The sequence below is a fragment of the Candidatus Nealsonbacteria bacterium genome (assembly GCA_011050465.1).
Classification (GTDB): Bacteria; Patescibacteriota; Minisyncoccia; order Minisyncoccales; family RBG-13-36-15; genus RBG-13-36-15.
Genome location: DRFQ01000009.1, coordinates 180,888 through 202,479, shown reverse-complemented (window position 1 = coordinate 202,479; position 21,592 = coordinate 180,888). Strand labels below are relative to the sequence as shown.

Below are 21,592 nucleotides of genomic sequence, written 5' to 3'. Positions count from 1 at the left end.
GCATCAGCAATAGGTTGGTGCCTCTTTTATAACCCCACAATTCTCCAGGCATCCGCAGTTTAAAAATAGTGAGTAGCAGGGCAGGGTATACTTAAATTCTTGAATCGCCAAGAAGGCGGTTTTTTGATAAAATGAGATATATTATGGAGTATAAAGATCGAATTTATGGAAAAAATGAGATAGGGGAACCGATTATTCTGGAATTAATGAAAAGCAAAAGTATGCAAAGACTGAAAGGTATAGATCAGCACGGACATTTTGAACCATATTTTCCCGACACTAAATGCGATAGGTTTGAACATTCGGTTGGTGTATTAATCTTGCTTAAAAGATTTGGAGCCTCCCTGGAGGAACAGGTCGCCGGTTTAATCCATGATGTTTCTCATACCGTATTCTCTCACGTAGGGGACTATGTTTATGGTTCTGAAGTAAGCCATGATTTTCAGGATAGTTACCACCAAGAATTTATCGAAAATTCAAAAATTCCTGAAATTTTAAACAGATACGGAATTGATTATAAGTTTATCTTGGACGAAACTAATTTCCCCTTAAAAGAAAGTCCGTTGCCAAATCTATGCGCAGATAGGATCGATTATTTTTTAAGAGACGCTGTATTGACTGGAAAGGTTAGCCTTGAAAAAATAAACAATTTCCTGGATAATTTGGTAATTATTGATAACCTCTGGGTTTTTAAAGACAAGAATTTAGCCAGGGAATACTCCTTGTTATATCTAAAAATGAATAATTGGTTTTGGTCAGGATTGGAATCTGCGGTAATGCTTAAGACTATGGGGGAACTATTAAAGTATGCTATTAATAAACAAGTTATCAGTAAGGATGATTTGTTCACAACAGATAGTAATGTATGGACAAAAATAAGGGCTGGGACAGCTCAGGACAATCATTTGGCTCGTTTAATTGAGAGAGCGGATAACAAATTTAAATATAAAGTGAGTGATAAAAATAATTATGACCTATATGCCCAAGTCAAATCACGAGCAGTAGATCCTCTAATCCTGGTAAATAATCATCTTAAAAAACTTTCTGAATTAGATCCTGAATTTATTAATCTTAAAAATAAATACTTACAACCAAAGGAATACTATATAAAATTCTTAGAGGCAAGGTAATGGCAAGTCGTCAAGAAGGCGACTTGATTTTTTTACTAGTATTGTTAAAATTTGTTTAGTTGAAGGGGGAAAGTTCTTTTAACACAGAAGGAGGTAAGTCGTGCTCCTTACTTTTGAGGAAGCTGTAGCTTTACTTAGAAACCACACTGAATGGTGGAGCGCTTGCTTCAACACGCAACAACCTATCTTCCAGTTTTTCAATAGAGAGTTTGTGGATGCATTGGCGCACTATTTAAAAGAAAGAAAAAAAATCTCGAAAAGCAGAAGAATAATCCTTGAAGTTGGAGCTGGCAGTGGTTTACTAAGTGAAGAACTAAGAAAGCGGGGAATTAATATAATAGCCACCGATGACGGGTATGAGGAAATTGTACCCGTTGCCCCAGTAAAACTTCTTGATTATCATGAGGCTATTCGTCGTTTTAGGCCCAATATAGTTATTTGCTCGTGGATGCCTTACCAAGAAGATTGGACTCCTGCTTTTCGGAGGCCCAAATATGTCAAAGAGTATATTCTTATTGGAGAATCTTATCGTGGATGCTGTGGAAGCGATAAGACATGGAAATACCATCCTGGTTTTGAAGAAGTATTTTTAAAGGGCATTAATAAATGGTCGCTCTGTCGGAGAGATTATTCAGAGCACAAACTTCACAGCGTTGTTATTTCATTTAGGAGATATAAATAAGTAAGCGGTGCGATAACATCACACCGCCTTTTGTTTTATTGAAAACATCATAGGATTTACAACAACTCCCTTGATTGATTCAGAATTAACTCAGGTTCTCGAATAAAATTAGCCCACTCAAATGTTCGAAGGCCCGCCTTGCCGGCGAGGTAGGTCGTCCACGACCCCCAGCACTTTGACTTCGTGGAACGAAGGCGAAGTGTCCTGAGTTTATCGAAGGATTGACCCGTATTGTTGCTTGTGGGGGAAGAAGGTATGATGAGAAAAGATGAAGTCAAAAGATTATATTCTTTTAATAACAATCAGCGAAGCAGAAGCGAGAATGATTCAAGAATTATTAAAAAAACAGGAGATACCTTCTGAATTACATCCATCTCCTATGGCGGATGTTCTTGCAGGTCAGGCCGTTCACGGCAACCTTCTTTATCAAGTGCGTGTTCCTAAAGAATCTTTAGAAAAGGCTAAAAAATTATTAAATCTTAATGAACCCAGCAAATAATTATGCCATTCATTGCTCAAGGCAAAATTAACTTAAAATACGTTTTAACTATTGTTATTCTGGCTGTTATTATTGGCGGAGGGATTCTGGCTTATCAGTCTTGGCTTGTTCCAAGAGAGGAAGTTGAGACACCAGAAGTAAAACCACCAGAAGGAGTGGGGCCGGAAGAAACTGAAGTATCTTCGACGAAAGAAGAAACTCCAAATGGACTTATTTCCACTATGTTTGGTGAGGTCATTGAGAGGTTTGGTTCTGAGGATTGTAAACAAAAAGGGAAAGAAGGACTTACTAACCAAGACTACGGTTTCGATTCCGAGCGTATAGATTTAAATAGCGACGGTATAGAGGAATTTATTTTCACGCCTGGATGGATTTGTGGTGAGTCTATCCGTGGTGCTTCGGGAAATGGCCCCTTTTTTATATATCAAAAGATAAATGATTCGTGGATTAGCATAGGCGGAGATATATGGGGCATGGATTACGAGGTAGAAGATTCTAAAACAGACGGACATAGAGATATATCAACTTTTGCGCGCATGGGATATCAAGAGCATTCGGATATGTTCTGGAGGTGGCAAAAGTCTGAATTAAAATATAAAGAAATAAGCCCTGAAGGATAGGTGATTATTGACTAATCTATTCTTTTGTAATTCCAATCACTAAACAGTTTGACAGAGGAAAATATTTCCTGTATATTGGAGAATAGCAGTTCTTTTTTTCTCAAGCACAAGTATAGAATCAAAAGAAGTGCCGTAATCTCTACGTTGAGAACAAGGTCGTTAACTCTTCGACAAAGCTCAGGGTTAATACTGAGCAAAGCCGAAGCGTTAAAATTTAATTAATAAATTTGCTAAAAAATGAATAAAAAACTTTATGTAGGAAGTCTTTCCTTCGATACTACTGAAGATGGTCTTCGTGATCACTTTGCAAAAGCAGGTAAAGTAGAGTCAGCGAATGTTATTATGGATAAAATTTCCGGTAGATCAAAAGGATTTGGTTTTGTGGAAATGTCTTCAGAGGATGACGCGAAAAAGGCGATAGAAACGCTTGATGGAAAAGAATTAGATGGAAGAACCATTGTAGTGAACGAAGCAAAGCCAATGAAAGAAAGGTTTTAAAAAACTCCTAAACCGATGAACAAAAAGCCCCTAAAGGGGCTTTTTGTATTTAAGAAACTTGAACTCAAATTTACTATACCCGAATCTCATATTATAATTTAGGTGGGTAAATTAGTGATTTCTTAGATAAAACAAAAAAGCCGCTGAGTGGAATGTTTAATTCCCGAACAGTGACTTTTATTAATAAAAACCATGATTTCTACAAGAACTTCGGCTTTTTCAGAATTTCATATCTTTCAAGATATTCTTGATAAGAAGCCAATGGTTTTCCGATTTCCTGGCTTGAAATCCCGTTTATCAACGGGAATTGTTGGGCTGAATGAAGGCCGTAACAGAGAAAGAATTCCTTTAGCGGCCTATCGTGCCCGAAGGCAGTTTTCACTCCCACTTCGATGATTTCATCAACCGAAGTGACGAGTGTAATTGATTCATTGGAAAGGTTCCCAAATTTTTCCTGAAGAGCAGTGATTTCTTTCCAACGTTGTTCGTCAAGGGCAACGGCCCAGTAGGATACAAGGGCACTAAAACCGTCGCGTTCGTTTTCCGGGTCACTTCGATCCAGCACCGATTTCGGTATAGTGTTAATGTAGTCGCCGAACGGCACCAGTCCCTCGGCAATAACTTGTTTTAGCTCATCGAGTATTTTGATATCATCGCTTGTCGGAATTTGGTCAATTGTGGGAACTTGGTAAAAACTTCTACCCGGCTTGATGCCGAGCAGGTCAAGTTCGATCGTAGAAGCCGTTCTTTTTTCAAGGCAAATTTCTTCCATTATTTCGCGACGGACTGTGTCTAGCGGGTTTTGGTCGCATTTAGCCGCTTCACCGATCCAATTGCCTCCAATAGGGCAGAGGCATCGGCGAAACGTCTTCATGGGGTAACCGTCATCTTTTAATTCAATAAAAATCTGACTTGGGTTTGAGGCTCTAATGATTATTGCCACGCTCGCTATATTATTAATCTTTTTCCTTTCCAAGAGTTCTCTCCTTTCAGGCCTTCTCCCTCGTTTATTCTTTTAAGCCGGGATTTTAAAGAGCAATGTTATTTATTATATAGACTTAATTAGAAAAAGTCAAGAGCACTAAAATCGTCCTAAGCTAATGTTTTAACCCCAAAACCCTCGAAAAATCCTCCTTCACCCTCGGGCCCAGGGATCTAATAAAAAATCGCCTTTTTGACGGTTTTTTGATACCTAAAAGATTGACAAAACTTTAAAAAAAAATATATAATATGGCATATGATGATGAACAAAATAGCGCTTGTTTTCGGGCTTGTAGTCTTGATTTTAATAGCAGGGTTTGTTATTTTGAGACCGGGAGATGAGGCCAAAGAAAGTGAAATTTCTTTTGAAGAAAATCAGCAAATTGAGGCCTGGATTCTTGAAAATGATTTAAATCAATACGGGGATTCTAAAGACACAGTTTATATTGGAGGGACCCCGCTTTTTGATGAAAAAACCGGTGAAAGCATTGATAAATACGAATACATTTTGAGAAATCATCCTAACAAACCTTGGCTAAGCCAGTAGCTTAAAAACAGACCCCGTTAGAGATTCCGGGAGCAAGAAGAAATGCAAAGAGAACAAATCTCTAACGGGGTAAATTATTATTTAAAAAATCAAGGAGGGTTTGCCCTCTTTTTGATTTGCCTCAGATACGAGGCTTAACCCTGTTAAATAATTTCGCCAAAAGCGAAATTGCCGCAAAGCGGCATTTAATAGGGTAAAGGTCGAACTTAATAAATAATTAATAAGTAAAAAGCAAAAAAATGAAATCTTTAATCGCTTCAATTATGATTTTAGGATTAGTTGGTATGGTCGTGGGAGTGGCGGTTCAAGGAGCTACCACAGACGATGTAAGTGCCACAGTTACTGCGCAGCTCGTCTCCGTTTCAGTATCCGATGGAATTGTTGAGTATGGAATCTTGGCTCTGAATACCACCGAAGATACTGTGACATTAGTTGATACGCAGACTGCGACAAACGACGGTAATGTTGCGGCAGACTTAAGTATTAGAAGCTCTGATGCAGTAGGTGGTACAACTTGGGAACTTGCAGTTTCAGCCGGCAGCGATGCATTTATTCATGAATTTTCCATCGATGCTGGTGTTTCGTGGGCCGCCTTTAATGTTGATAACGTTACCTATTCAACTCTTGTAAACAATGTTGCCGCAAGCGGCAATCAGACGTTTGACTTGAAGATTGGTACTCCGACTGCTTCCACTGACAATGTGGAAAAAACGATTACTGTTACCGTTCAGGCAACAATTTAATCACCCTAAGCATTCTTAATTAAGCTGTAACCGCTGGAGGCAAGTCAAGTCCCTAGCGGTTACAGTGCTTGAGGTTTACCCAGTTAGAAGTCTTGGGCAGAAAAAAATTCTAGAATTTTTTTCTGCTTGAGATTAACGGGGATATCTTTCAACTATGACCAGTTTTAATAAATTATTATTTAGGGGGAAAGACAGACTTCTAACAAGGGTTTATACTAAAAGAAAGTAAATAATGTCAAAAACATTTAAAATTTTCGTATTGATTTTAATTATTGGTGGAATGCTTGCCCCGTTAGAAATGGAATTTCTAATGGGGGTTGGTTTTGGTCAAGGTGCAGCCCAGGAAGAGCTACCAATTTTTGTTAAAGAAGAACCCTCAGAAAAGATAGCTAGGCCTCTTTATGTTCCTGATGAAATTGTTGTCAAATTTAAGCCAGGAGTAAAAAAAGAAGATGTAGAGAATTTTAATCGCCAGAAAGGAGTCGAGGAAAAATACGAGAGTCCTTATACTCATTTTAAAGTCTTGAAGATTCCTCCATTAAAAACTGTGGAAGAAATGGTTGAAATTTATAAAAAAAACCCAAACATTGAATACGCTGAACCAAATTATTATGCCTATGCCACCATGGTTCCCAATGACCCCTACTATTCCCTACAATGGCATTTTGATAACGCAACTTATGGCGGTATCCAGATGGAACAGGCCTGGGATATAACCACTGGAAGCTCAAGCGTAATAGTGGCAGTAGTTGATACTGGAGTAGCTTATGAAGATTACCCAGCTCCTGGCCACTGCCATATTGATACTTATCAGGCCTACGGCGGTTCTGGCAATTCCTGGTGGTGTGGCTTGAATAACCCCAATTGGTCAACGCCACCCGGTTATGGCAATAGCTGGAAGGATTATTTACAGCATTCCTTTGATTTAACAGGAGCGAGCGGAACTATTACTTTTTCTTACCAATACCGGCACGACCTGGAGGTGACAGCCGGAACCGCCTATGATAAGGCCTTTACTGAAATTTTAACCGATGGAGGCGATAACTGGATCATTTTAAAAACCTATACCAAAGACAGTAAGGTGCAGGGTCAGGTTGGCTGGAAAGCCGAATCTTTAAATTTAACCAGTTACGCTGGCCAAAATGTTTTAATACGATTTAGAGTTTATACTGATGAAACCTATAGCGACGAAGACGGGTTTTTTAATTCAGATGGAGCATTTTTTGTTGATGAAATTACATTAGAAGACGGTTCGGGCAATCTCTTTTACGATGATGTTGAGTTAGGGCCAGGAACCTGGGAAGCAACTCAATATAAGCAGGCACCAGATTTAGCCGGCACTAATTTTGTAGCTGGTTACGATTATATTAATGGCGATACCCATGCCAATGACGATAACTCTCACGGAACTCATGTGGCAGGAACTATAGCTCAGACTACCAATAATAGTTTGGGAGTAGCTGGAGTAGCTTTTAATACTACAATTATGCCAATTAAAGTTTTAGATGCTGCTGGCTCTGGGACTTGGCCACAGGTAGCAGATGGTATTTATTATGCTGTTGATAATGGAGCAAAAGTAATTAATATGAGCTTGGGTGGTCCCAGTTCCTCTGTTTTAGAAAATGCTGTTGCCTATGCTTATACTAATGGAGTAACGGTAATTGCTGCTTGTGGTAATAGTAATGTTAGTAGCTGCGATTACCCGGCTGCCTATAATGATTATGTGATTGCTGTGGGGGCGACACAGTATAATGAGACCAGAGCGCCTTATTCAAGTTATGGGTCTAGTTTAGACATTGTGGCCCCTGGGGGTAATACTGGAGTTGATCAAAATGGAGACGGTTATGTTGATGGGATTCTGCAAAACACTTTTGGCGACACACCAGTTGATTGGGCTTATTGGTTTTTCCAGGGGACATCAATGAGTACTCCTCACGTTTCTGGGGTAGTCGCTTTGCTTTTAGCCCAAGATTCTACTCGTACTCCAGATGATATAAGAAATATTCTTCAAACAACCGCCGAAGATAAAGGAGGTTCTGGCTGGGATCAATATTATGGTTGGGGATTAGTTGATGCCTATGCTGCTTTAACGTATGCACCGGCTGTTTCCATTACTTTGACCACCGATGGATTAGTTGAGTTTGGTGTTGTTGCTCTTGGAGTAATGGTAGATAGTTCCGGCGATGTTCAAACTGTAAGTGTGAATACAGGACCTGTTAATTTAGATGTCAAAAGTACGGTTTTTTCTGACAATGGAAATTCCTGGTCTTTAGACTCAACTAATGGAGCAAATCAAGTTAAATGGGAATTTTCCCCGGATGCCAGTACTTGGAATACTTTTTCAACTCCAGACATTCTTTATGATTTGGCAAATAATGTGGCTCAGGGGAACACTCAAAATCTATATTTAAGAATAACCATGCCTACTGCCACCGATTCTTCCGCTCAATATAGTTCAATAGTTACAATAGTAGCCACGACGGCTCCATAATGTATAATTAAATATATGAAAACAAATAAAATTTTACTAAGTTTAATCTTTTTAACAGTTGGTTTTTTGATAGCTCTGCCAGTTGTGGCCCGCATTGGCGTTGGAGTGAATCTCGGAAAAATAGAAATTGATGAACCCTTGAAACCAGGTGGAATTTATAATTTTCCCATTATCGGAGTAATTAATACCGGAGATGAGGCGGGGGATTATGAAGTTGAAGTAACTTATCATCAAGACCAGCCTCAACTTAGGCCAGCCCAAGAATGGTTCAGTTTTGAGCCCCAGCAATTTAATTTAGAGCCAGGCCAATCTCAAAGCGTGGCAATTAAATTAACCCTGCCGGTAAAAACAAAACCGGGAGATTATTTCGCCTATTTGGAGGCCCACCCAATTATTAAAGCCGGGCCGGGAACCACCATTGGAGTGGCTGCCGCCACCAAGACTTATTTCTCAGTCGTTCCGGCCAATCTCTTACAGGCAGTGATTTGGAGAGTATCTTCATTTTTTACAATGTATGCTCCCTGGACTTATGTCGTTTTATCAATAATAGCCGGGGCAATAATCATTACCATATTTAGAAAGTTTTTCGCCTTCCAAATCGGAATTAGAAGAAAATAATGCTGAATTATTTTAAAAAAACTACCATTTTTCTTTTAGCAGTTTTTATTTTAACTGCTGTTTTTTTCTCTGGCTCTGCCCAAGCCTCTTTCTGGGACATGATTAGAGCTTGGGTGACCATTAATCCTTTAGAGGTTGATATTTCTGCCCCCGAAGAAGCAGAAATAAACAAAGTTTTTAAAGTGGAGGCAAAATTAATTAATAAAGGAGAAGAGAAAATTGAAAATGCCAGAGGAGAAATTTTTCTTCCTTCAGGATTAACTTTACTTAAAAAATCTCCGATCCAAAAAATAGGAATAATTTCCGGCAAGAAAGAAAAAAGGGGTTCCTGGTCAGTGAAAGGAGAGGAACTCGGTTATTATCTTATTTCAGTTAAAGCTTCCGGGGAGATAGAAGGAAAAGAATTAAGCAAAGAATCAATCACCATCAAGGTAAAGATAAAAGAAAAAGCTGCTCCCGGGGAAAGACCCCGTTTTAATTTTTTTCAAAATATTTTCAATTTTTTCCAGAAGTGGCTCGATTCTTAAAATTTGACGGCGAATTTAGGTGGGCAGGAAGGCAATTTTCTGTTAAAATTAAAAATGTAAAATCCTAAAAACAAAATATTATGGCTAAGAATATTTGGGCTAACATATTAGAGGAAGGAGAGGAGATTAAATGGGGGTTTTCGGTGGGAAAAAAATACCGTCTATTACAAAGTCTAAAAATCGTCATACCTGGGATTCTAGTTATCTTTGCAGGCCTTTTGGGTATGCTGTTCTCTTTGCTCTTTACTGTTTTAGTTCTAGTGGGGATTTTCTTAACAGCTCTCGGATGGTTTGACTACTGGTATTTAAAAAAAGCTAATAATTTTGCTTTTACCAATAAACGTATATTATGCAGAAGGGGTTGGCTCGGCACTCGCCTTACAGTAGTGGGATATAAAAAGATTACCCATGTGGTGGTAGTGCAATCCTTCTGGGATAAATTCATAACCAATACGGGTTATCTTAAAATAGATACCGCAGGTATTTCAGGTACTGAAATAATTTTTTCCCATATAGAGGACCCTTATCTTATAAGAAAGAAAATGGAGGAATTAAGAGATTGATTCATTTTATAAGAAAGCGTTATAAATAAAAAAAATAAATTGATTCTATGAACTATGAAGTCTGATGAAGAATTGAAGAAGGCGTACCGATTCTATATTGGTAAGGATGGAATTATAAACCTCGAATTTTTAGTTTTATTGGATGATCCAAAGGATCGAGAGCGCATCGCAGAGCTTGTTGATGCGAGGGGCGACGCCATTCTTGCCAAGGATCCAGGTAGACAGTACAACTTTTTGATCGACCTTTCTCGTATTAAAAAGTTTAAACCCATGTCACCCAGAGAGCAGGAACGTTATATAAAGATGATAGCCAAACAACAAGTAAATAAGATTGCTTGTATTGGACTGAATCCTTTCTACAGAACGGTGGCGTATTTGATAGTAAAACTGTCCGGCAAATTGCCAAGGACGGGATTCTTTAATTCCAAAAAAAAGGCGGTGGTGTGGCTAAAGGAAAAATAAGTTTCCCTGCGGGGTTAGTGCCAAATTGGCGATTTTTATTTGAAAAGACAATTTTAATATTGACATATTTTTTAAAATATGTTATGTCGTAAGTGTAATAAGGTGAATTTCCCTGCGTCATCATACTAAAGGGGGAGTGTTCGTTAATAATTGAATATTCTGCACGAAACGCAAGAAACAACAGTGAGGAAAGGAATGGAACATGGTAACTCCTGAGGTTTCTCGTCCAAAAAGAAGCGGGACATACACCAAAAAAATTCAGATTAAGAGGTTTTCTCACAATCCCCTGATAGTTCCTGATCCAAATAGTTCCTGGATGAAAGTCGCCGTATTTAATTGCGGCGTAATCAAAGATGATAAAGATGGTTTTTATAAAATGTTATTTAGAGCCACTTCTCGCAAGGACCACCAATATTCTGATATTGGGCTGGCCTTGAGTGAGGACGGAAAAAACTGGTCTATCCATGATGAGCCGGTATTAAGAAGTGGCTTTAATCAATACTGTGCACGGGGAATTGAAGATCCGAGAATCATTCAATGGGTCGACGGATGGTATTATATCTTTACCGCCGTCAAATCTGCCACTGCCAAATCTGACAATGTGCGAGTGGGAATTTTCAGAACAAGAGACTTCTTTGAATATGAATGGGTAGGTTTTTCTTTTAATCGAGTAGACAGGAATACTGTGGTCTTCCCTGAACCAATAGGGAATTGCGCATTTTTGCTTCACAGAACGTATCCACATATCTGGATTTCAAGGAATGAAGACCTCAACCTTAATAACAACTGGCCGGATGGTCAGATTCTTATTAAATCAGAAGAATTATATCCAAATCCACGCAACGAAATTAAGCCCTGGAAAATTAGCATTGCCTCTCCACCAATCAAAACTCCAAAGGGGTGGTTATTGCTAATTAATACTTCTAGCAAAGAGAGTCGTTATGATGTGGAGAGGGTGGTATACAGCCTCGGATTCGCGGTTTTGGATCTACACGATCCAACCAAGGTAAACTATATTCATCCTGAGCCCATTTTGTGGCCCACCGAAGAATACGAAACTACTGGATGCGTGCCCAACGTATGCTTCTGTTGCGCAGCGGTAGATACCGGGGGAGATGACATCTATGTCTACTACGGCGGCGCAGATACCATTGTCGCCGGGGGCATACTTCCCAAGGAACAATTGGAAGGAATTTGTTACTAAATTATTAAAGTGGTCCATATCTGGACCACTTTTTGTTTTATACGAGAAAGAAAATATTTTTTAATTAATTCTTTTCACATATTCTCCGGTTTCTGTATTTATTTCAATAATATCACCTTCTTTAATAAAAAGAGGAACATTTATTTTAGCCCCAGTTTCTATGGTTGCTATTTTGGTTCCTGGCTGTGATCTATTGCCTTTTATACCCGGCGGAGCTTCAATAATTTTTAGTTGAATTTTTATCGGTAAGGAAACACTAATGACTTTGTCCTCGAAAATTATTGTGCTGACAACTTGGTTCGGTTTTAAGAACTGAGCCTGTGGGCCTATTTGTGTTTTAGTTAAATCAAAACGTTTGGCAGGATTATCTTTCTCGCAAAAGAAATATCGATGGCGATTCACCTTCTCGGAAGACGAAGTGCCAGAACCTTGTTTTCTCTCTTCTTTCGAAAATAAGAACCTGTCTTTGCCAGAACCTTGTTTTCTCTCTTCTTTCGAAAATAAGAACTTTACTTCAGTTTTTGAAAGATTGGCTTCTTCGGCAGTTTCGTTTTGATGAAAGTTTCTGGAAATAACATTGCCGGTAATAAGATTTTTAATTCTAGTTTGGATTATCACTCTTCGCTGAGCTTTCTTTAGAGGCTGAGCTTCCAAAATTTCATAAGGCTCTCCTTGAAGAATAATTTTCACTCCTTTTTTTAAATCAGCGTATGTTAACATAATTATTCTAATATTATTCCGACAAAATCAGGATGACCTCTTAAAAAATCTTCCGATCTTTGAGGTTTTTTACTTTCGGGCTGCAGTTCTTCAATAATCAGAAAATCTTTACCAGTTTGAACGGCAATTTTATTATTAGAAGCCTGAAAAGTTTTTCCCAAGGCGCCAAATGGACCATGAGAGCTCTGTATCAGAGTTTCAGCTTTTAGGATTTTAAATCTTATGTTTTGACCATTTTTTGGCCAGAAACAGAAACTTCCCGGCCATTTTTCGAAAGCTCTAATCTGCCTCTCAATTTCTTGAGCTGGTTTTTTCCAATCAATTCTTCCGTCCTCTTTTCTTATAATTTTAGTATAAGTTGCATCAGCTTCATTTTGGACGGCGGGCTTTATTTCTTCTTTTATCCATTTTGGAATAGTTTTTATCAATAGTTCTGCCCCTAAATTAGCTAATTCTTCCTCCAGTTTTCTATAAGTCCATTTCTCGTTTTTTATTCTTAATTTTCCGCCGGCTATAATTGGCCCATGGTCCATTTTGTTATTCATTAGTATTATTGTTGTTCCCGTTTCTTTATCTCCGGCCAGAATTGTAGATTGAACAGGAGAAGCTCCTCGCCAGCGAGGGAGTAGGGAAGGGTGAAGATTTAGAGAGCCATATTTTGGTATTTCTAAAATTTCTTTTGAAAGAATCTGTCCGTAAGCCGCAACAATGATTAGATCGGGATTTACTGCCGATAGTTCCCTTGCGACCGTTAATAGCTTTTTTGGCTGTAAAACTGAAATTTCATATTTTTCTGCCAGAACTTTTACTGGCGAAGGAGTTAAAATCTGTTTCCGGCCAACCGGTTTGTCGGGAGCCGTTACCACTAAAACAGGTTTAAGATTATCTTGAATCAATCCATCCAAAATAATTGCCCCAAACTTAGGAGTTCCAATAAAAATAATTTTTGGTTTACTGGTCATACTAAACATTATCACTAATTAGGAGGTTATTTTACAATTCGCCACTCAACTTCCGATTCTTTCCCGGCAAATTCTAACCAATTCCCGCCTTCATCAATGACATACCATTTCCTTTTGGTCTCTGACCAAACCATAGGGTTTTCTTGGAAATAGGGCTTCTTGACTATTTCTTTTGGTTTTAATTTGTCCAATTCCAGCCATTTTTTAAAAACGGTTTCAATGGCATAATCTAAATTTCTTGATGTTGCCCATTGAGCGACTTTACTAATAGCTTCTTTTGCTTTTTTTACAGAACCTGCCAATTCCAAGAGTTGTTTGGCCGGTCTGGTAAATCTTGAGTAAATTATTTTTTTCTTTTTGGCGTTTTTTTTAAGTTCCTTCAAAGAAAGACCTTTAGTTTCGAAATAATGAGTAATAATCTGCCGAATAGCAGTTTCCTCTTTTAACTCTTCAAAATATCTAATTTTCCCCTTTTTCAAGTATTCTTCAATTTTCTTGGCAGTACTTTCTCCAATCCTGGTTATTTTCTTAATACCTTTAATACCTTTTTCCTTATAAATCAAAGAAATATCTTTTTCCAAATTTTCCAGGGCTTTGGCCGCTCGACGATAAGCCGCCGGTTTAAAAGCCGTCCCTTTTACTTCCAAAAGCTTGGCGATTTCATTGAATATTTTAACAAGCTCTTTATTGGCCATACCCAGTAGAGGAATTTCGAATAGAATTTTTCTATTCCAATAATTTTAAAAATTTACGACCTTGAGTAGTTTTAAGATAATTTTCTCTTCTGAACCATTTTTTTTACTTAGGTTTTTATATAATAGATCTTCCTCCATAATCCATGGTCTTTCTGCTCTAACTATTTTAATTTTAACATAGATAAGGTATAATTTAAAGGTAAAAATAAAGATATAAAGACATGATCCATCGAATTTTCATAGCAGTCAACCTGCCAAAAGACATTAAAGAACAATTCTTAGCCCAGCAGAAAAGATTGGGAAATTTGCCAATCCGTTGGGTGAAGAAGGACAATTTACACATTACTTTAATTTTTCTTGGTCACCTTAAAGACGAAGAAATAGCAGAAGTATGCAAAACTACTAAAGAAATAGTTCAAAGAACTGCTCCTTTTTCAATAAAATTAAAAGAAGTTTGTTATGGTCCTCCGGGAAAAACTCCACCGCGAATGGTCTGGATTTTAGGCGAAAAATCTTTAGAATTAGCCAAGCTGAAAGATAATTTAGAAAAAGAGCTATTAACAATGCCTAATCTAAATCATCTTAAAACAGACATTCGGGCATTTTCACCTCATATTACTTTAGGAAGAATAAGGCAATGGGAATGGTGTCAGATTGAGCCAGAAGAGAGAATAACGGTAGAAGAAGAACTTTCCTTAAGCTTTGAAGTTAGGTCGATTGAAGTAATGGAAAGCCGATTAAAGAGGGGAGGGGCAGAATATATTATCTTAGAAGCCTGTCCGCTAAAATCATGATTTTTAACTTATAACCTATGAAAGTTCATTTTATTGGCATTGGGGGTATCGGTGTTTCGGCGTTGGCTCAATATTTCCTGAAAAAAGGAGACACAGTTACCGGCTCTGATTTGGTTTCTTCAGAAATTACAGACTTTTTGAGAAAACAGAGGGTTAAAATTTACATCGGCAAGCACAAAGAAACAAATATTTCAAAAGATATTGATTTGGTAATTTATAGCCCGGCTGTGAGCTCGAATAATCCAGAATTACTAAAAGCCAAGAGCTATAAATTAAAAACTAAGTCTTATCCTCGAGCCCTAGGCGAGATTACGAAAGGATATTTTACAATAGCTGTTTCCGGCACCCACGGCAAAAGCACAACCGTAGCAATGATTGCTTTAATTTTAATTAAAGCAGGTTTAAATCCTACCGTAATTTTAGGAACAAAGTTGAAAGAATTTGGCAACAGTAATTTTAGAATGGGCCAATTCCCCGGAGGAAAACCTCCCCATACCATCGCCTCCGGCGAGCTACGGGGCAGGTCGGTTTCTCGCCAGATAGATAAATATTTAGTCATTGAAGCCGATGAATGGCAGGCTTCTTTTTTAAATTATTTTCCCAAAATTATTGTTTTAACCAACATTGAAAGAGAACATCTTGATTATTTCAAAAATCTAACCCATATCCTTAGAACTTACAAAAAATATATCAGTCGTTTGCCAGAAGATGGAATCTTGGTATCCAACAGAAATGATGAGAATGTTTATCGATTAGCGACAAAGAACAGGAAGCCAAATATTTTCTATTCGCTTAAACAAAAAGAAGCAAAAAAAATGAAAAAGACTCTGAAAGTTTTCGGAGACCATAACGTCTCTAACGCTTTAGCTGCCTTGGCCGTTGCCAGGGTGCTGAAAGTCTCAGATAAGATTGCTTACGAAGCGTTGTCAGAATATAATGGGGCCTGGCGACGTTTCGAGGTTATACAAACAGATTTTGACGGACGGAAATTAACAATCATTTCGGATTACGCTCATCATCCAACAGAGATTAGAGCCACTCTGAAAGCTGCCAGAGAAAAGTTTAGAAAGCGGAAAATCTGGGTTATTTTTCAGCCTCACCAATATCAAAGGACTTATTATTTTTTTAATGAATTTGTTAAAGCTTTCGATTTAGCAGATGAAATTATTTTAACCGCAGTCTATGATGTAGCCGGTCGTGAGACAAAAAAAATTTCAAAAAAAGTGAGCATAAAAAAATTAGCCAGTTCCCTTAAAAAAAGAGGGGAGAGTGCCCACTTTATTGAAAATTTCCGGAAAATACCTCAATTTTTAAGAAAAAAAGTAAAACCGGAAGATATTATTTTAATAATGGGCGCAGGCGATATTTATACATTAGTTAATAAATTCTAAGAACTTTTTCTCCAGACAATAAAGTTCAAAAAAACAGAGCTGTAGTTACTTTAAAGGAGTTGACAGCCTCTAATAATAAAGAGAGAATAGAATAAAGGTTGATTTATTTTGTCAATTAAGTCCAAGTTTTTATCTGAAAGCAAAAATTTGGGTAAAACGTTAAACATGGTAGAACTTATTACTCCTATTATTGGAATAATCATAGCGTTGGTCATAATTGCAATAGTGGTTTATTTTCTGATAGTCAAGAGAAAAGGGAGAACGCCTAAGGGCCCAGAATTTCCTCAGCAGCCTTCAGAGCCTCCAACAATTTAAAAAATAGATTAATAAATAAACGAATTTTATGGATTTGCCATTAATTATTTTTGTTTTAGTAGTTATCGTTGTTTCGCTCGGTTACTGGCGGTATCGCCAAAAAGGAGTTAAAGCCGGTATTGAGAATAAAGCAGGAGAGGAAAAAGAATAAGTATTGCGTTTTATCAGTGTGGGGGGGGGATTGACCCCGTAGAGAAATTTTGACTGCTGCGGAACAGCAAAGCAAACAATTAGTCAAAATTTTTCTACGGGGTCAACTTTCTTTTAAGGATGGTTGAAATAGCTCATTAGGGAGGACAACGGACAAAAGGAAAGGAGGGCTAAATTGAACTCGAAGCCGAAAAAAGACCATAGTAATTTTTGGATCGGAATAGTAATAGGTTTCCTTGGAGGATATTTCTTGTGTCTTTTATTTGTAGGAAATCACAATAAGCAAGAAAAACCAAAGAAAATCCTTTAACAAAAAAGGAGAAGAAAATAATTGCGCGTTTTGGCTAAAGAGGACCCTGAGGTCCTCTTTTTATTTTTCCAACCAATTCCGCACTTTGGCTTTCAAAATACGCGGTAAATTGCTAAGATAAATTAGACAACAGCTTTATGGCAAAAATATTAATTGTAAACAAAAGAGACGAGATTATAGGAACCGAGGACAAAGAAAAATGTCATGACAATAATGGGATCTTGCATCGGGGTTTTTCCATTTTAATTTTTAATAACAAAGGGCAAATTTTACTTTCCAGAAGAAGTAAATTTAAAAGACTTTGGCCTTTATTCTGGGATAATGCCTGCAGCAGCCATCCTTTCAAGGATGAGAATTATGAGAGGACGGGAGAGAAGAGGCTTAAAAAAGAGTTAAGATTGACTTGCCCTCTTAGACTAATAGATAAATTCCAATATCAGGCTCAATATAAGAATACAGGATCAGAAAACGAAGTATGCGCTTTGTTAGTGGGAGAATATAACAAAAAAAAGATTAAACCTAATCCCGAAGAGATTGCTGATTGGAAATGGTTGGATGTTCCCGGGCTTCAAAAAGATATTGAAAATAGTCCTAGAAAATATACTCCCTGGCTAAAGATTGGTTTCAGAATATATTTGAAAAAGAAGAATATTTTAGGTGAAAAAATAGATAAAAAAAAGTTGAATTCGATTCTAATTAAACTCACAAAGACTGTTAATCCTGCCATTGAAAGAGTTTTGGTTTCTAATGTTGATAAAAAATTTAAAAAAATTGTCAGTTATCAGATTTCAACTGGCGGAAAAAGACTAAGACCGGCCTTGGCTATAATTTCCTGTAAGATGCTTGGCGGAAAATTAAAAGATGTTTTATATCCTGCCGCCAGCCTGGAAATTTTACACAATATGACTTTAATTGTTGACGATATAATTGATAACAGTAATTTAAGACGGGGAAAGCCAACCACTTGGGCAAAATTTGGAAAATCTATTGCCGAATGTATAGGAGTAAATTATTCAGCTGCTATTTTCCAGACAACAGGTAAATCCAAAAAATCAGCTCTGATATCTGAGCTTTTAGCTAAAACCTTAAAGATTGTTATGGGGGGAGAGATATTAGATATTTTATTTGAAAAATCAGGCAGAGAAAACGAGCTTTATGTTGTAAAGAATCGTTATCGAAAAATTACTGAAAAAGATTATTTTAAGATGATCGGTGAAAAAACAGCCTCTTTGTTCCGGACTTGCTGTGAATTGGGAGGAATAGTAGCTGGAGCTAAAAAGAAAGAGACAGAGGCCTTAAAGAAATATGGTTTTAACTTTGGGATGGCTTTTCAAATTCAAGACGATATTTTAGATATCTTTGGAAAAGAAAAATCTTTTGGCAAAAAGGTAGGTAAAGACATTGAAGAAAGAAAGGGAGGGAATATCGTTATTCTTTTATCCCTAAAAGAACTGAATACGGCCGGTAAAAATAAACTTTTTAAAATAATAAAAAAAAATAGAATTAATAAAAAGGATGTTAAAAAAGCAATACAATTAATCAGAGAAACAAATAGCAGGCAGAAAGCTTATCGGTTGGGCAAGAAATTTGTTCAAAAAGCAAAAGATTCTTTGGATATTCTGCCGAAGAACGAATGGAATACTACCTTGAAAAAACTGGCAGACTTTATTTTAGAAAGAGAAAAATAGACCCCGCACTTTTTGCTTGTAAAAGTACGGGGTAAACTAAATTATGGAAGATTTAGAAATTGAAGATTTTATTAATTTGGGAGTAGTTGCTAATAACAGGAAAGAGGTTTTGATAATCCGCCGAGTTATACAAGAAACCGGCAACGACGGTTCGATTTTAACCTGGGCTTTTCCCGGGGGCAGACAAAAACTAAAAGAGACCAGAACAGAATGCGTTAAAAGAGAGATATTGGCCGAGACCGGCTATGACGTTGAATCGATTAAAGAAATATCTTTAAGATCTCATCCTCACTTTGATGTTTTTATTGTGTATCATTACTGCAGGTTAATTAAACCAAAATCCATTGCCAAGCCTTCAGAACCCCACGAGGTAGCCGAAATTAAATGGGTCCAACCAGAAGAAATTAAAAAACTCTTTACAACCAATATCGATCCAAAGGTTGCCAGAGAACTCGGCATAAAAGGGGAAGAAGATTATTCAAAAAGAAAGAAATTCCTATAGACTTTACCTGAGCCTTAGTTTTTATATAAAATAAACAAAAAAGAGCGTCAAAAGGCGCTCTTTTTACCGGTAAATCATGCTTGATATCCCAAAAATCTTGCGTTATAATGAGCCAATGAAAAGAATTCTTAACAAAGAAACTCCAAAATACTTAGGGAAAAAGGTAAAAGTTGCAGGTTGGATTAATACCGTGAGATCTCACGGTAAAATCATTTTTGTTGATCTAAGAGACAGGTCGGGTTTTTTACAAGTAATTTTTACCCCTTCGACAAGCACTTCGGCCATGAGCTCAGTACCGAATGGCTCAGGGCAAGACCCCAGACAAGAGAATCTCTATGAGCTGGCAAAAAGCTTGAGATCAGAGTGGGTGATTGGTATAGAGGGTAAAGTTCAAAAGAGGCCACCTGGAATGGTAAATCCCAAAATTGAAACCGGCCAGGTTGAATTCAAACCCGAAAGGTTAGAAGTTTTTTCAAAAGCTAAAACCTTACCTTTTTCTATTGAAACTTCCGGTTACGAAATTTCAGAAGAAAAAAGATTAAAATACCGTTATTTAGATTTAAGAAGAGAAAGAATGAAAGAGAATTTAATCTCTCGACAAAGAGTAATTCAGGCAACGAGGGAATTTCTATTTAATGAAGATTTTATTGAAGTTGAAACGCCGATTTTAACCAAATCTACCCCAGAAGGGGCAAGAGATTTTCTAGTTCCTTCGAGATTACAGCCCGGGAGATTCTATGCCTTGCCTCAAAGCCCTCAGCAATACAAGCAGCTTTTAATAGTTGGCGGAATTGAAAAATATTTTCAAATAGCCAGATGTTTTAGAGATGAAGACCCTCGGGCCGACCGCCAGGCAGAATTTACCCAGATAGATATTGAGATGTCGTTTATTGAACAAAAGGATATTTTAAAATTGATTGAGAATCTTTATATTCATATAGTTAGAAAAACTTTTCCAGAAAAGAGAATTCTAAAAATTCCCTTCCCAAAATTAACTTATAAAGAAGTAATAAAAAAATACAAGACCGACAGGCCAGATTTAAGAAAAAATAAAAAAAATTCAGAGGAACTGGCTTTTGTCATAGTTTATGACTTTCCGATGTTTGAATGGTCAAAGAACGATAAAAGGTGGGTAGCTTGTCACCATCCATTTACCCGTCCTAAAGAAAATGATATCAGGAAAATTAAAGCAGACCCCGAAAAAGTTTTGGCTTTTCAGTATGATTTTGTTTTGAATGGCGCTGAAATTGGCGGGGGAAGCTTAAGATCTTACCGACCAGAAATACTTGAAGTAATTTTTGAAGTAATGGGTCACAAAAAACCAGAAATAAAAGAGAAATTTGGCCATCTACTTAGAGCTTTTGAGTATGGGGTACCTCCTCACGGCGGTATAGCCCTGGGATTGGAAAGATTATTGATGATTTTAAGAAATGAAAAGAATATTCGGGAAACGATGGCATTTCCAAAGACAGGAGACTCCAGAGACCCAATGATGGGAGTACCGTCAGAGGTTGAAAAAGAACAATTAAGAGAGTTGCATATCGAAATAAGAAAGAAGAAATAATATCGCAAAGGAGGGAATATTCTATGAGTAGAAATTTAAAGTTTTTTTTCATAGCTTTTTCGGCTAGTATATTTATTTGGGCAGGCATGAATATTTTGACTGACAATCTTGAAGATTTTTTATTTTCTGAAGTTTATCGTTTGTCTTCCCAACCATTATTGGCCCAAATCAATCTTCAAGTTTCCAGGAATCTGGACAAAGAAACCCCAGAGATTGAGGCTAAATCTGTTATTTCGGTTAAGATTGACAAACAAGGTAATGAAAAGATTATTTTTGAGAAAAATTCTGATGAAATTTTGCCGATTGCCTCTTTAACTAAATTGATGACAGCTTTTGTTGCTCTGGAATATTATGATTCTTCTGAAATGGCAAGAATTAGCAAGGAAGCTGTCGCCCAACCGGAAGATTTCGGCCAACTCAAAGTAGGGGAAAGATTATCAGTAGAAAACCTTCTATACATTACACTCATTGAATCGAGCAATGATTCAGCTTATGCGCTTTCAGAATTAATGAGCAAAGAAGCTTTTGTGGATTTAATGAATATCGAAGCTGAATATCTGGGTTTAAAAAATACTTATTTTACAGATCCTGCAGGCTACGATTCTGAAAATCACTCAACCGTTCAAGACTTAGTAAAGTTTGCCAGGTATTTACTGGATAAAAGACCAGAAATCTGGGAGATTACCGTAAATCCGGAGTTTGAACTTTATGATCTGGATGGTGTTTTTCATCATCAACTTCTAACTACTAATGAAATCATCAACGAATTCCCGGAAATAATTGGTGGTAAAACAGGTTATACTCTAGAAGCAAAAGGCTGCTTAATTTTGGTTCTTAAAGATAAAAGAACAGAAAATATTTTTATAAATGTTATTTTAAGATCAGATAATCGTTTTGAAGATATGAAGAAACTGATAAATTATGTCCGGTAGGAAA

General features: G+C 37.2%; 23 protein-coding genes. 19 read left to right on the top strand and 4 right to left on the bottom strand.

Translation table 11 applies throughout. From position 1 onward, the window contains the following. The first annotated feature begins 131 nt into the window (after positions 1 to 131). The 5 genes from ENH66_02930 to ENH66_02910 all read left to right on the top strand — a co-directional run bounded on the left by ENH66_02930 (position 132) and on the right by ENH66_02910 (position 3,429). Complete coding sequence (locus ENH66_02930) at positions 132 to 1,130, top strand: HD domain-containing protein (GenBank protein HDZ54633.1); 999 nt, start codon at positions 132 to 134, stop codon at positions 1,128 to 1,130. Between the two features lie 100 nt (positions 1,131 to 1,230). Next, entirely contained in the window at positions 1,231 to 1,812 is a 582-nt protein-coding gene (locus ENH66_02925) for a hypothetical protein (protein HDZ54632.1), read from the top strand. Between the two features lie 268 nt (positions 1,813 to 2,080). Then, positions 2,081 to 2,311, top strand: coding sequence for a DUF2007 domain-containing protein (locus tag ENH66_02920; protein ID HDZ54631.1), 231 nt, complete (start codon positions 2,081 to 2,083; stop codon positions 2,309 to 2,311). 2 nt (positions 2,312 to 2,313) lie between these two features. Continuing rightward, positions 2,314 to 2,931, top strand: a complete 618-nt coding sequence (locus ENH66_02915) for a hypothetical protein (protein HDZ54630.1) — start codon at positions 2,314 to 2,316, stop codon at positions 2,929 to 2,931. Between the two features lie 237 nt (positions 2,932 to 3,168). Beyond that, complete coding sequence (locus ENH66_02910; GenBank protein ID HDZ54629.1) at positions 3,169 to 3,429, top strand: RNA-binding protein; 261 nt, start codon at positions 3,169 to 3,171, stop codon at positions 3,427 to 3,429. Between the two features lie 199 nt (positions 3,430 to 3,628). Here ENH66_02910 and ENH66_02905 read toward each other — a convergent pair whose 3' ends face one another. Beyond that, complete coding sequence (locus ENH66_02905) at positions 3,629 to 4,372, bottom strand: hypothetical protein (protein ID HDZ54628.1); 744 nt, start codon at positions 4,370 to 4,372, stop codon at positions 3,629 to 3,631. A 294-nt stretch (positions 4,373 to 4,666) separates the two neighbouring features. Here ENH66_02905 and ENH66_02900 point away from each other — a divergent pair, with 294 nt between their 5' ends. The 8 genes from ENH66_02900 to ENH66_02865 all read left to right on the top strand — a co-directional run bounded on the left by ENH66_02900 (position 4,667) and on the right by ENH66_02865 (position 11,565). Next, positions 4,667 to 4,957, top strand: a complete 291-nt coding sequence (locus tag ENH66_02900; GenBank protein HDZ54627.1) for a hypothetical protein — start codon at positions 4,667 to 4,669, stop codon at positions 4,955 to 4,957. 239 nt (positions 4,958 to 5,196) lie between these two features. Beyond that, complete coding sequence (locus tag ENH66_02895) at positions 5,197 to 5,700, top strand: hypothetical protein (GenBank protein HDZ54626.1); 504 nt, start codon at positions 5,197 to 5,199, stop codon at positions 5,698 to 5,700. Positions 5,701 to 5,932: 232 nt separating this feature from the next. Then, the gene (locus ENH66_02890) at positions 5,933 to 8,191 is read left to right on the top strand and encodes a hypothetical protein (GenBank protein HDZ54625.1); all 2,259 of its coding nucleotides are present in this window, start codon (positions 5,933 to 5,935) and stop codon (positions 8,189 to 8,191) included. Positions 8,192 to 8,206: 15 nt separating this feature from the next. Next, positions 8,207 to 8,809 (top strand): hypothetical protein, encoded by a 603-nt coding sequence (locus ENH66_02885; GenBank protein ID HDZ54624.1) that lies wholly within the window; start codon positions 8,207 to 8,209, stop codon positions 8,807 to 8,809. Further along, positions 8,809 to 9,336, top strand: a complete 528-nt coding sequence (locus tag ENH66_02880) for a hypothetical protein (GenBank protein HDZ54623.1) — start codon at positions 8,809 to 8,811, stop codon at positions 9,334 to 9,336. The genes ENH66_02885 and ENH66_02880 overlap by 1 nt, the downstream gene beginning before the upstream one ends. A gap of 80 nt (positions 9,337 to 9,416) precedes the next feature. Then, on the top strand, positions 9,417 to 9,899 hold the full coding sequence (locus ENH66_02875) for a PH domain-containing protein (protein ID HDZ54622.1): 483 nt from the start codon (positions 9,417 to 9,419) through the stop codon (positions 9,897 to 9,899). 54 nt (positions 9,900 to 9,953) lie between these two features. Beyond that, positions 9,954 to 10,361 (top strand): hypothetical protein, encoded by a 408-nt coding sequence (locus ENH66_02870; GenBank protein ID HDZ54621.1) that lies wholly within the window; start codon positions 9,954 to 9,956, stop codon positions 10,359 to 10,361. Between the two features lie 202 nt (positions 10,362 to 10,563). Beyond that, positions 10,564 to 11,565, top strand: a complete 1,002-nt coding sequence (locus ENH66_02865) for a hypothetical protein (GenBank protein HDZ54620.1) — start codon at positions 10,564 to 10,566, stop codon at positions 11,563 to 11,565. 60 nt (positions 11,566 to 11,625) lie between these two features. Here ENH66_02865 and ENH66_02860 read toward each other — a convergent pair whose 3' ends face one another. Genes ENH66_02860 through ENH66_02850 form a run of 3 tightly spaced genes read right to left on the bottom strand, consistent with a single transcriptional unit; the run spans position 11,626 to position 13,942 of the window. Continuing rightward, positions 11,626 to 12,285 carry a hypothetical protein gene (locus tag ENH66_02860; GenBank protein HDZ54619.1) on the bottom strand — a complete coding sequence of 220 codons (660 nt, stop codon included), beginning with the start codon at positions 12,283 to 12,285 and terminating at the stop codon, positions 11,626 to 11,628. Between the two features lie 2 nt (positions 12,286 to 12,287). Further along, the gene (locus ENH66_02855) at positions 12,288 to 13,262 is read right to left on the bottom strand and encodes a methionyl-tRNA formyltransferase (protein ID HDZ54618.1); all 975 of its coding nucleotides are present in this window, start codon (positions 13,260 to 13,262) and stop codon (positions 12,288 to 12,290) included. An 11-nt stretch (positions 13,263 to 13,273) separates the two neighbouring features. Further along, positions 13,274 to 13,942, bottom strand: coding sequence for a hypothetical protein (locus ENH66_02850; protein HDZ54617.1), 669 nt, complete (start codon positions 13,940 to 13,942; stop codon positions 13,274 to 13,276). A 221-nt stretch (positions 13,943 to 14,163) separates the two neighbouring features. Between ENH66_02850 and thpR the strand changes: the two genes are divergently transcribed. The 6 genes from thpR to ENH66_02820 all read left to right on the top strand — a co-directional run bounded on the left by thpR (position 14,164) and on the right by ENH66_02820 (position 21,588). Beyond that, a complete protein-coding gene (thpR, locus tag ENH66_02845) occupies positions 14,164 to 14,736 on the top strand; it encodes an RNA 2',3'-cyclic phosphodiesterase (GenBank protein HDZ54616.1) in 573 nt (190 codons plus the stop codon). Positions 14,737 to 14,753: 17 nt separating this feature from the next. After that, a complete protein-coding gene (locus ENH66_02840) occupies positions 14,754 to 16,127 on the top strand; it encodes a UDP-N-acetylmuramate--L-alanine ligase (GenBank protein HDZ54615.1) in 1,374 nt (457 codons plus the stop codon). A gap of 912 nt (positions 16,128 to 17,039) precedes the next feature. Continuing rightward, positions 17,040 to 18,590 (top strand): isopentenyl-diphosphate Delta-isomerase, encoded by a 1,551-nt coding sequence (locus ENH66_02835; GenBank protein HDZ54614.1) that lies wholly within the window; start codon positions 17,040 to 17,042, stop codon positions 18,588 to 18,590. Positions 18,591 to 18,633: 43 nt separating this feature from the next. Next, positions 18,634 to 19,092 (top strand): NUDIX hydrolase, encoded by a 459-nt coding sequence (locus tag ENH66_02830; GenBank protein ID HDZ54613.1) that lies wholly within the window; start codon positions 18,634 to 18,636, stop codon positions 19,090 to 19,092. 115 nt (positions 19,093 to 19,207) lie between these two features. After that, on the top strand, positions 19,208 to 20,656 hold the full coding sequence (locus ENH66_02825; protein ID HDZ54612.1) for an aspartate--tRNA ligase: 1,449 nt from the start codon (positions 19,208 to 19,210) through the stop codon (positions 20,654 to 20,656). 23 nt (positions 20,657 to 20,679) lie between these two features. After that, the gene (locus ENH66_02820) at positions 20,680 to 21,588 is read left to right on the top strand and encodes a D-alanyl-D-alanine carboxypeptidase (protein HDZ54611.1); all 909 of its coding nucleotides are present in this window, start codon (positions 20,680 to 20,682) and stop codon (positions 21,586 to 21,588) included. The last annotated feature ends 4 nt before the right edge of the window (positions 21,589 to 21,592 follow it).

Excerpts from the sequence above, each read along its gene's own strand:
- ENH66_02930 (HDZ54633.1), top strand. The coding sequence starts at position 132 with ATGAGATATATTATGGAGTATAAAGATCGAATTTATGGAAAAAATGAG.
- ENH66_02920 (HDZ54631.1), top strand. The coding sequence starts at position 2,081 with ATGAAGTCAAAAGATTATATTCTTTTAATAACAATCAGCGAAGCAGAA.
- ENH66_02915 (HDZ54630.1), top strand. The coding sequence starts at position 2,314 with ATGCCATTCATTGCTCAAGGCAAAATTAACTTAAAATACGTTTTAACT.
- ENH66_02910 (HDZ54629.1), top strand. The coding sequence starts at position 3,169 with ATGAATAAAAAACTTTATGTAGGAAGTCTTTCCTTCGATACTACTGAA.
- ENH66_02900 (HDZ54627.1), top strand. The coding sequence starts at position 4,667 with ATGATGATGAACAAAATAGCGCTTGTTTTCGGGCTTGTAGTCTTGATT.
- ENH66_02895 (HDZ54626.1), top strand. The coding sequence starts at position 5,197 with ATGAAATCTTTAATCGCTTCAATTATGATTTTAGGATTAGTTGGTATG.
- ENH66_02890 (HDZ54625.1), top strand. The coding sequence starts at position 5,933 with ATGTCAAAAACATTTAAAATTTTCGTATTGATTTTAATTATTGGTGGA.
- ENH66_02885 (HDZ54624.1), top strand. The coding sequence starts at position 8,207 with ATGAAAACAAATAAAATTTTACTAAGTTTAATCTTTTTAACAGTTGGT.
- ENH66_02880 (HDZ54623.1), top strand. The coding sequence starts at position 8,809 with ATGCTGAATTATTTTAAAAAAACTACCATTTTTCTTTTAGCAGTTTTT.
- ENH66_02875 (HDZ54622.1), top strand. The coding sequence starts at position 9,417 with ATGGCTAAGAATATTTGGGCTAACATATTAGAGGAAGGAGAGGAGATT.
- ENH66_02870 (HDZ54621.1), top strand. The coding sequence starts at position 9,954 with ATGAAGTCTGATGAAGAATTGAAGAAGGCGTACCGATTCTATATTGGT.
- ENH66_02865 (HDZ54620.1), top strand. The coding sequence starts at position 10,564 with ATGGTAACTCCTGAGGTTTCTCGTCCAAAAAGAAGCGGGACATACACC.
- ENH66_02860 (HDZ54619.1), bottom strand. The coding sequence starts at position 12,285 with ATGTTAACATACGCTGATTTAAAAAAAGGAGTGAAAATTATTCTTCAA.
- ENH66_02850 (HDZ54617.1), bottom strand. The coding sequence starts at position 13,942 with ATGGCCAATAAAGAGCTTGTTAAAATATTCAATGAAATCGCCAAGCTT.
- thpR (HDZ54616.1), top strand. The coding sequence starts at position 14,164 with ATGATCCATCGAATTTTCATAGCAGTCAACCTGCCAAAAGACATTAAA.
- ENH66_02840 (HDZ54615.1), top strand. The coding sequence starts at position 14,754 with ATGAAAGTTCATTTTATTGGCATTGGGGGTATCGGTGTTTCGGCGTTG.
- ENH66_02835 (HDZ54614.1), top strand. The coding sequence starts at position 17,040 with ATGGCAAAAATATTAATTGTAAACAAAAGAGACGAGATTATAGGAACC.
- ENH66_02830 (HDZ54613.1), top strand. The coding sequence starts at position 18,634 with ATGGAAGATTTAGAAATTGAAGATTTTATTAATTTGGGAGTAGTTGCT.
- ENH66_02825 (HDZ54612.1), top strand. The coding sequence starts at position 19,208 with ATGAAAAGAATTCTTAACAAAGAAACTCCAAAATACTTAGGGAAAAAG.
- ENH66_02820 (HDZ54611.1), top strand. The coding sequence starts at position 20,680 with ATGAGTAGAAATTTAAAGTTTTTTTTCATAGCTTTTTCGGCTAGTATA.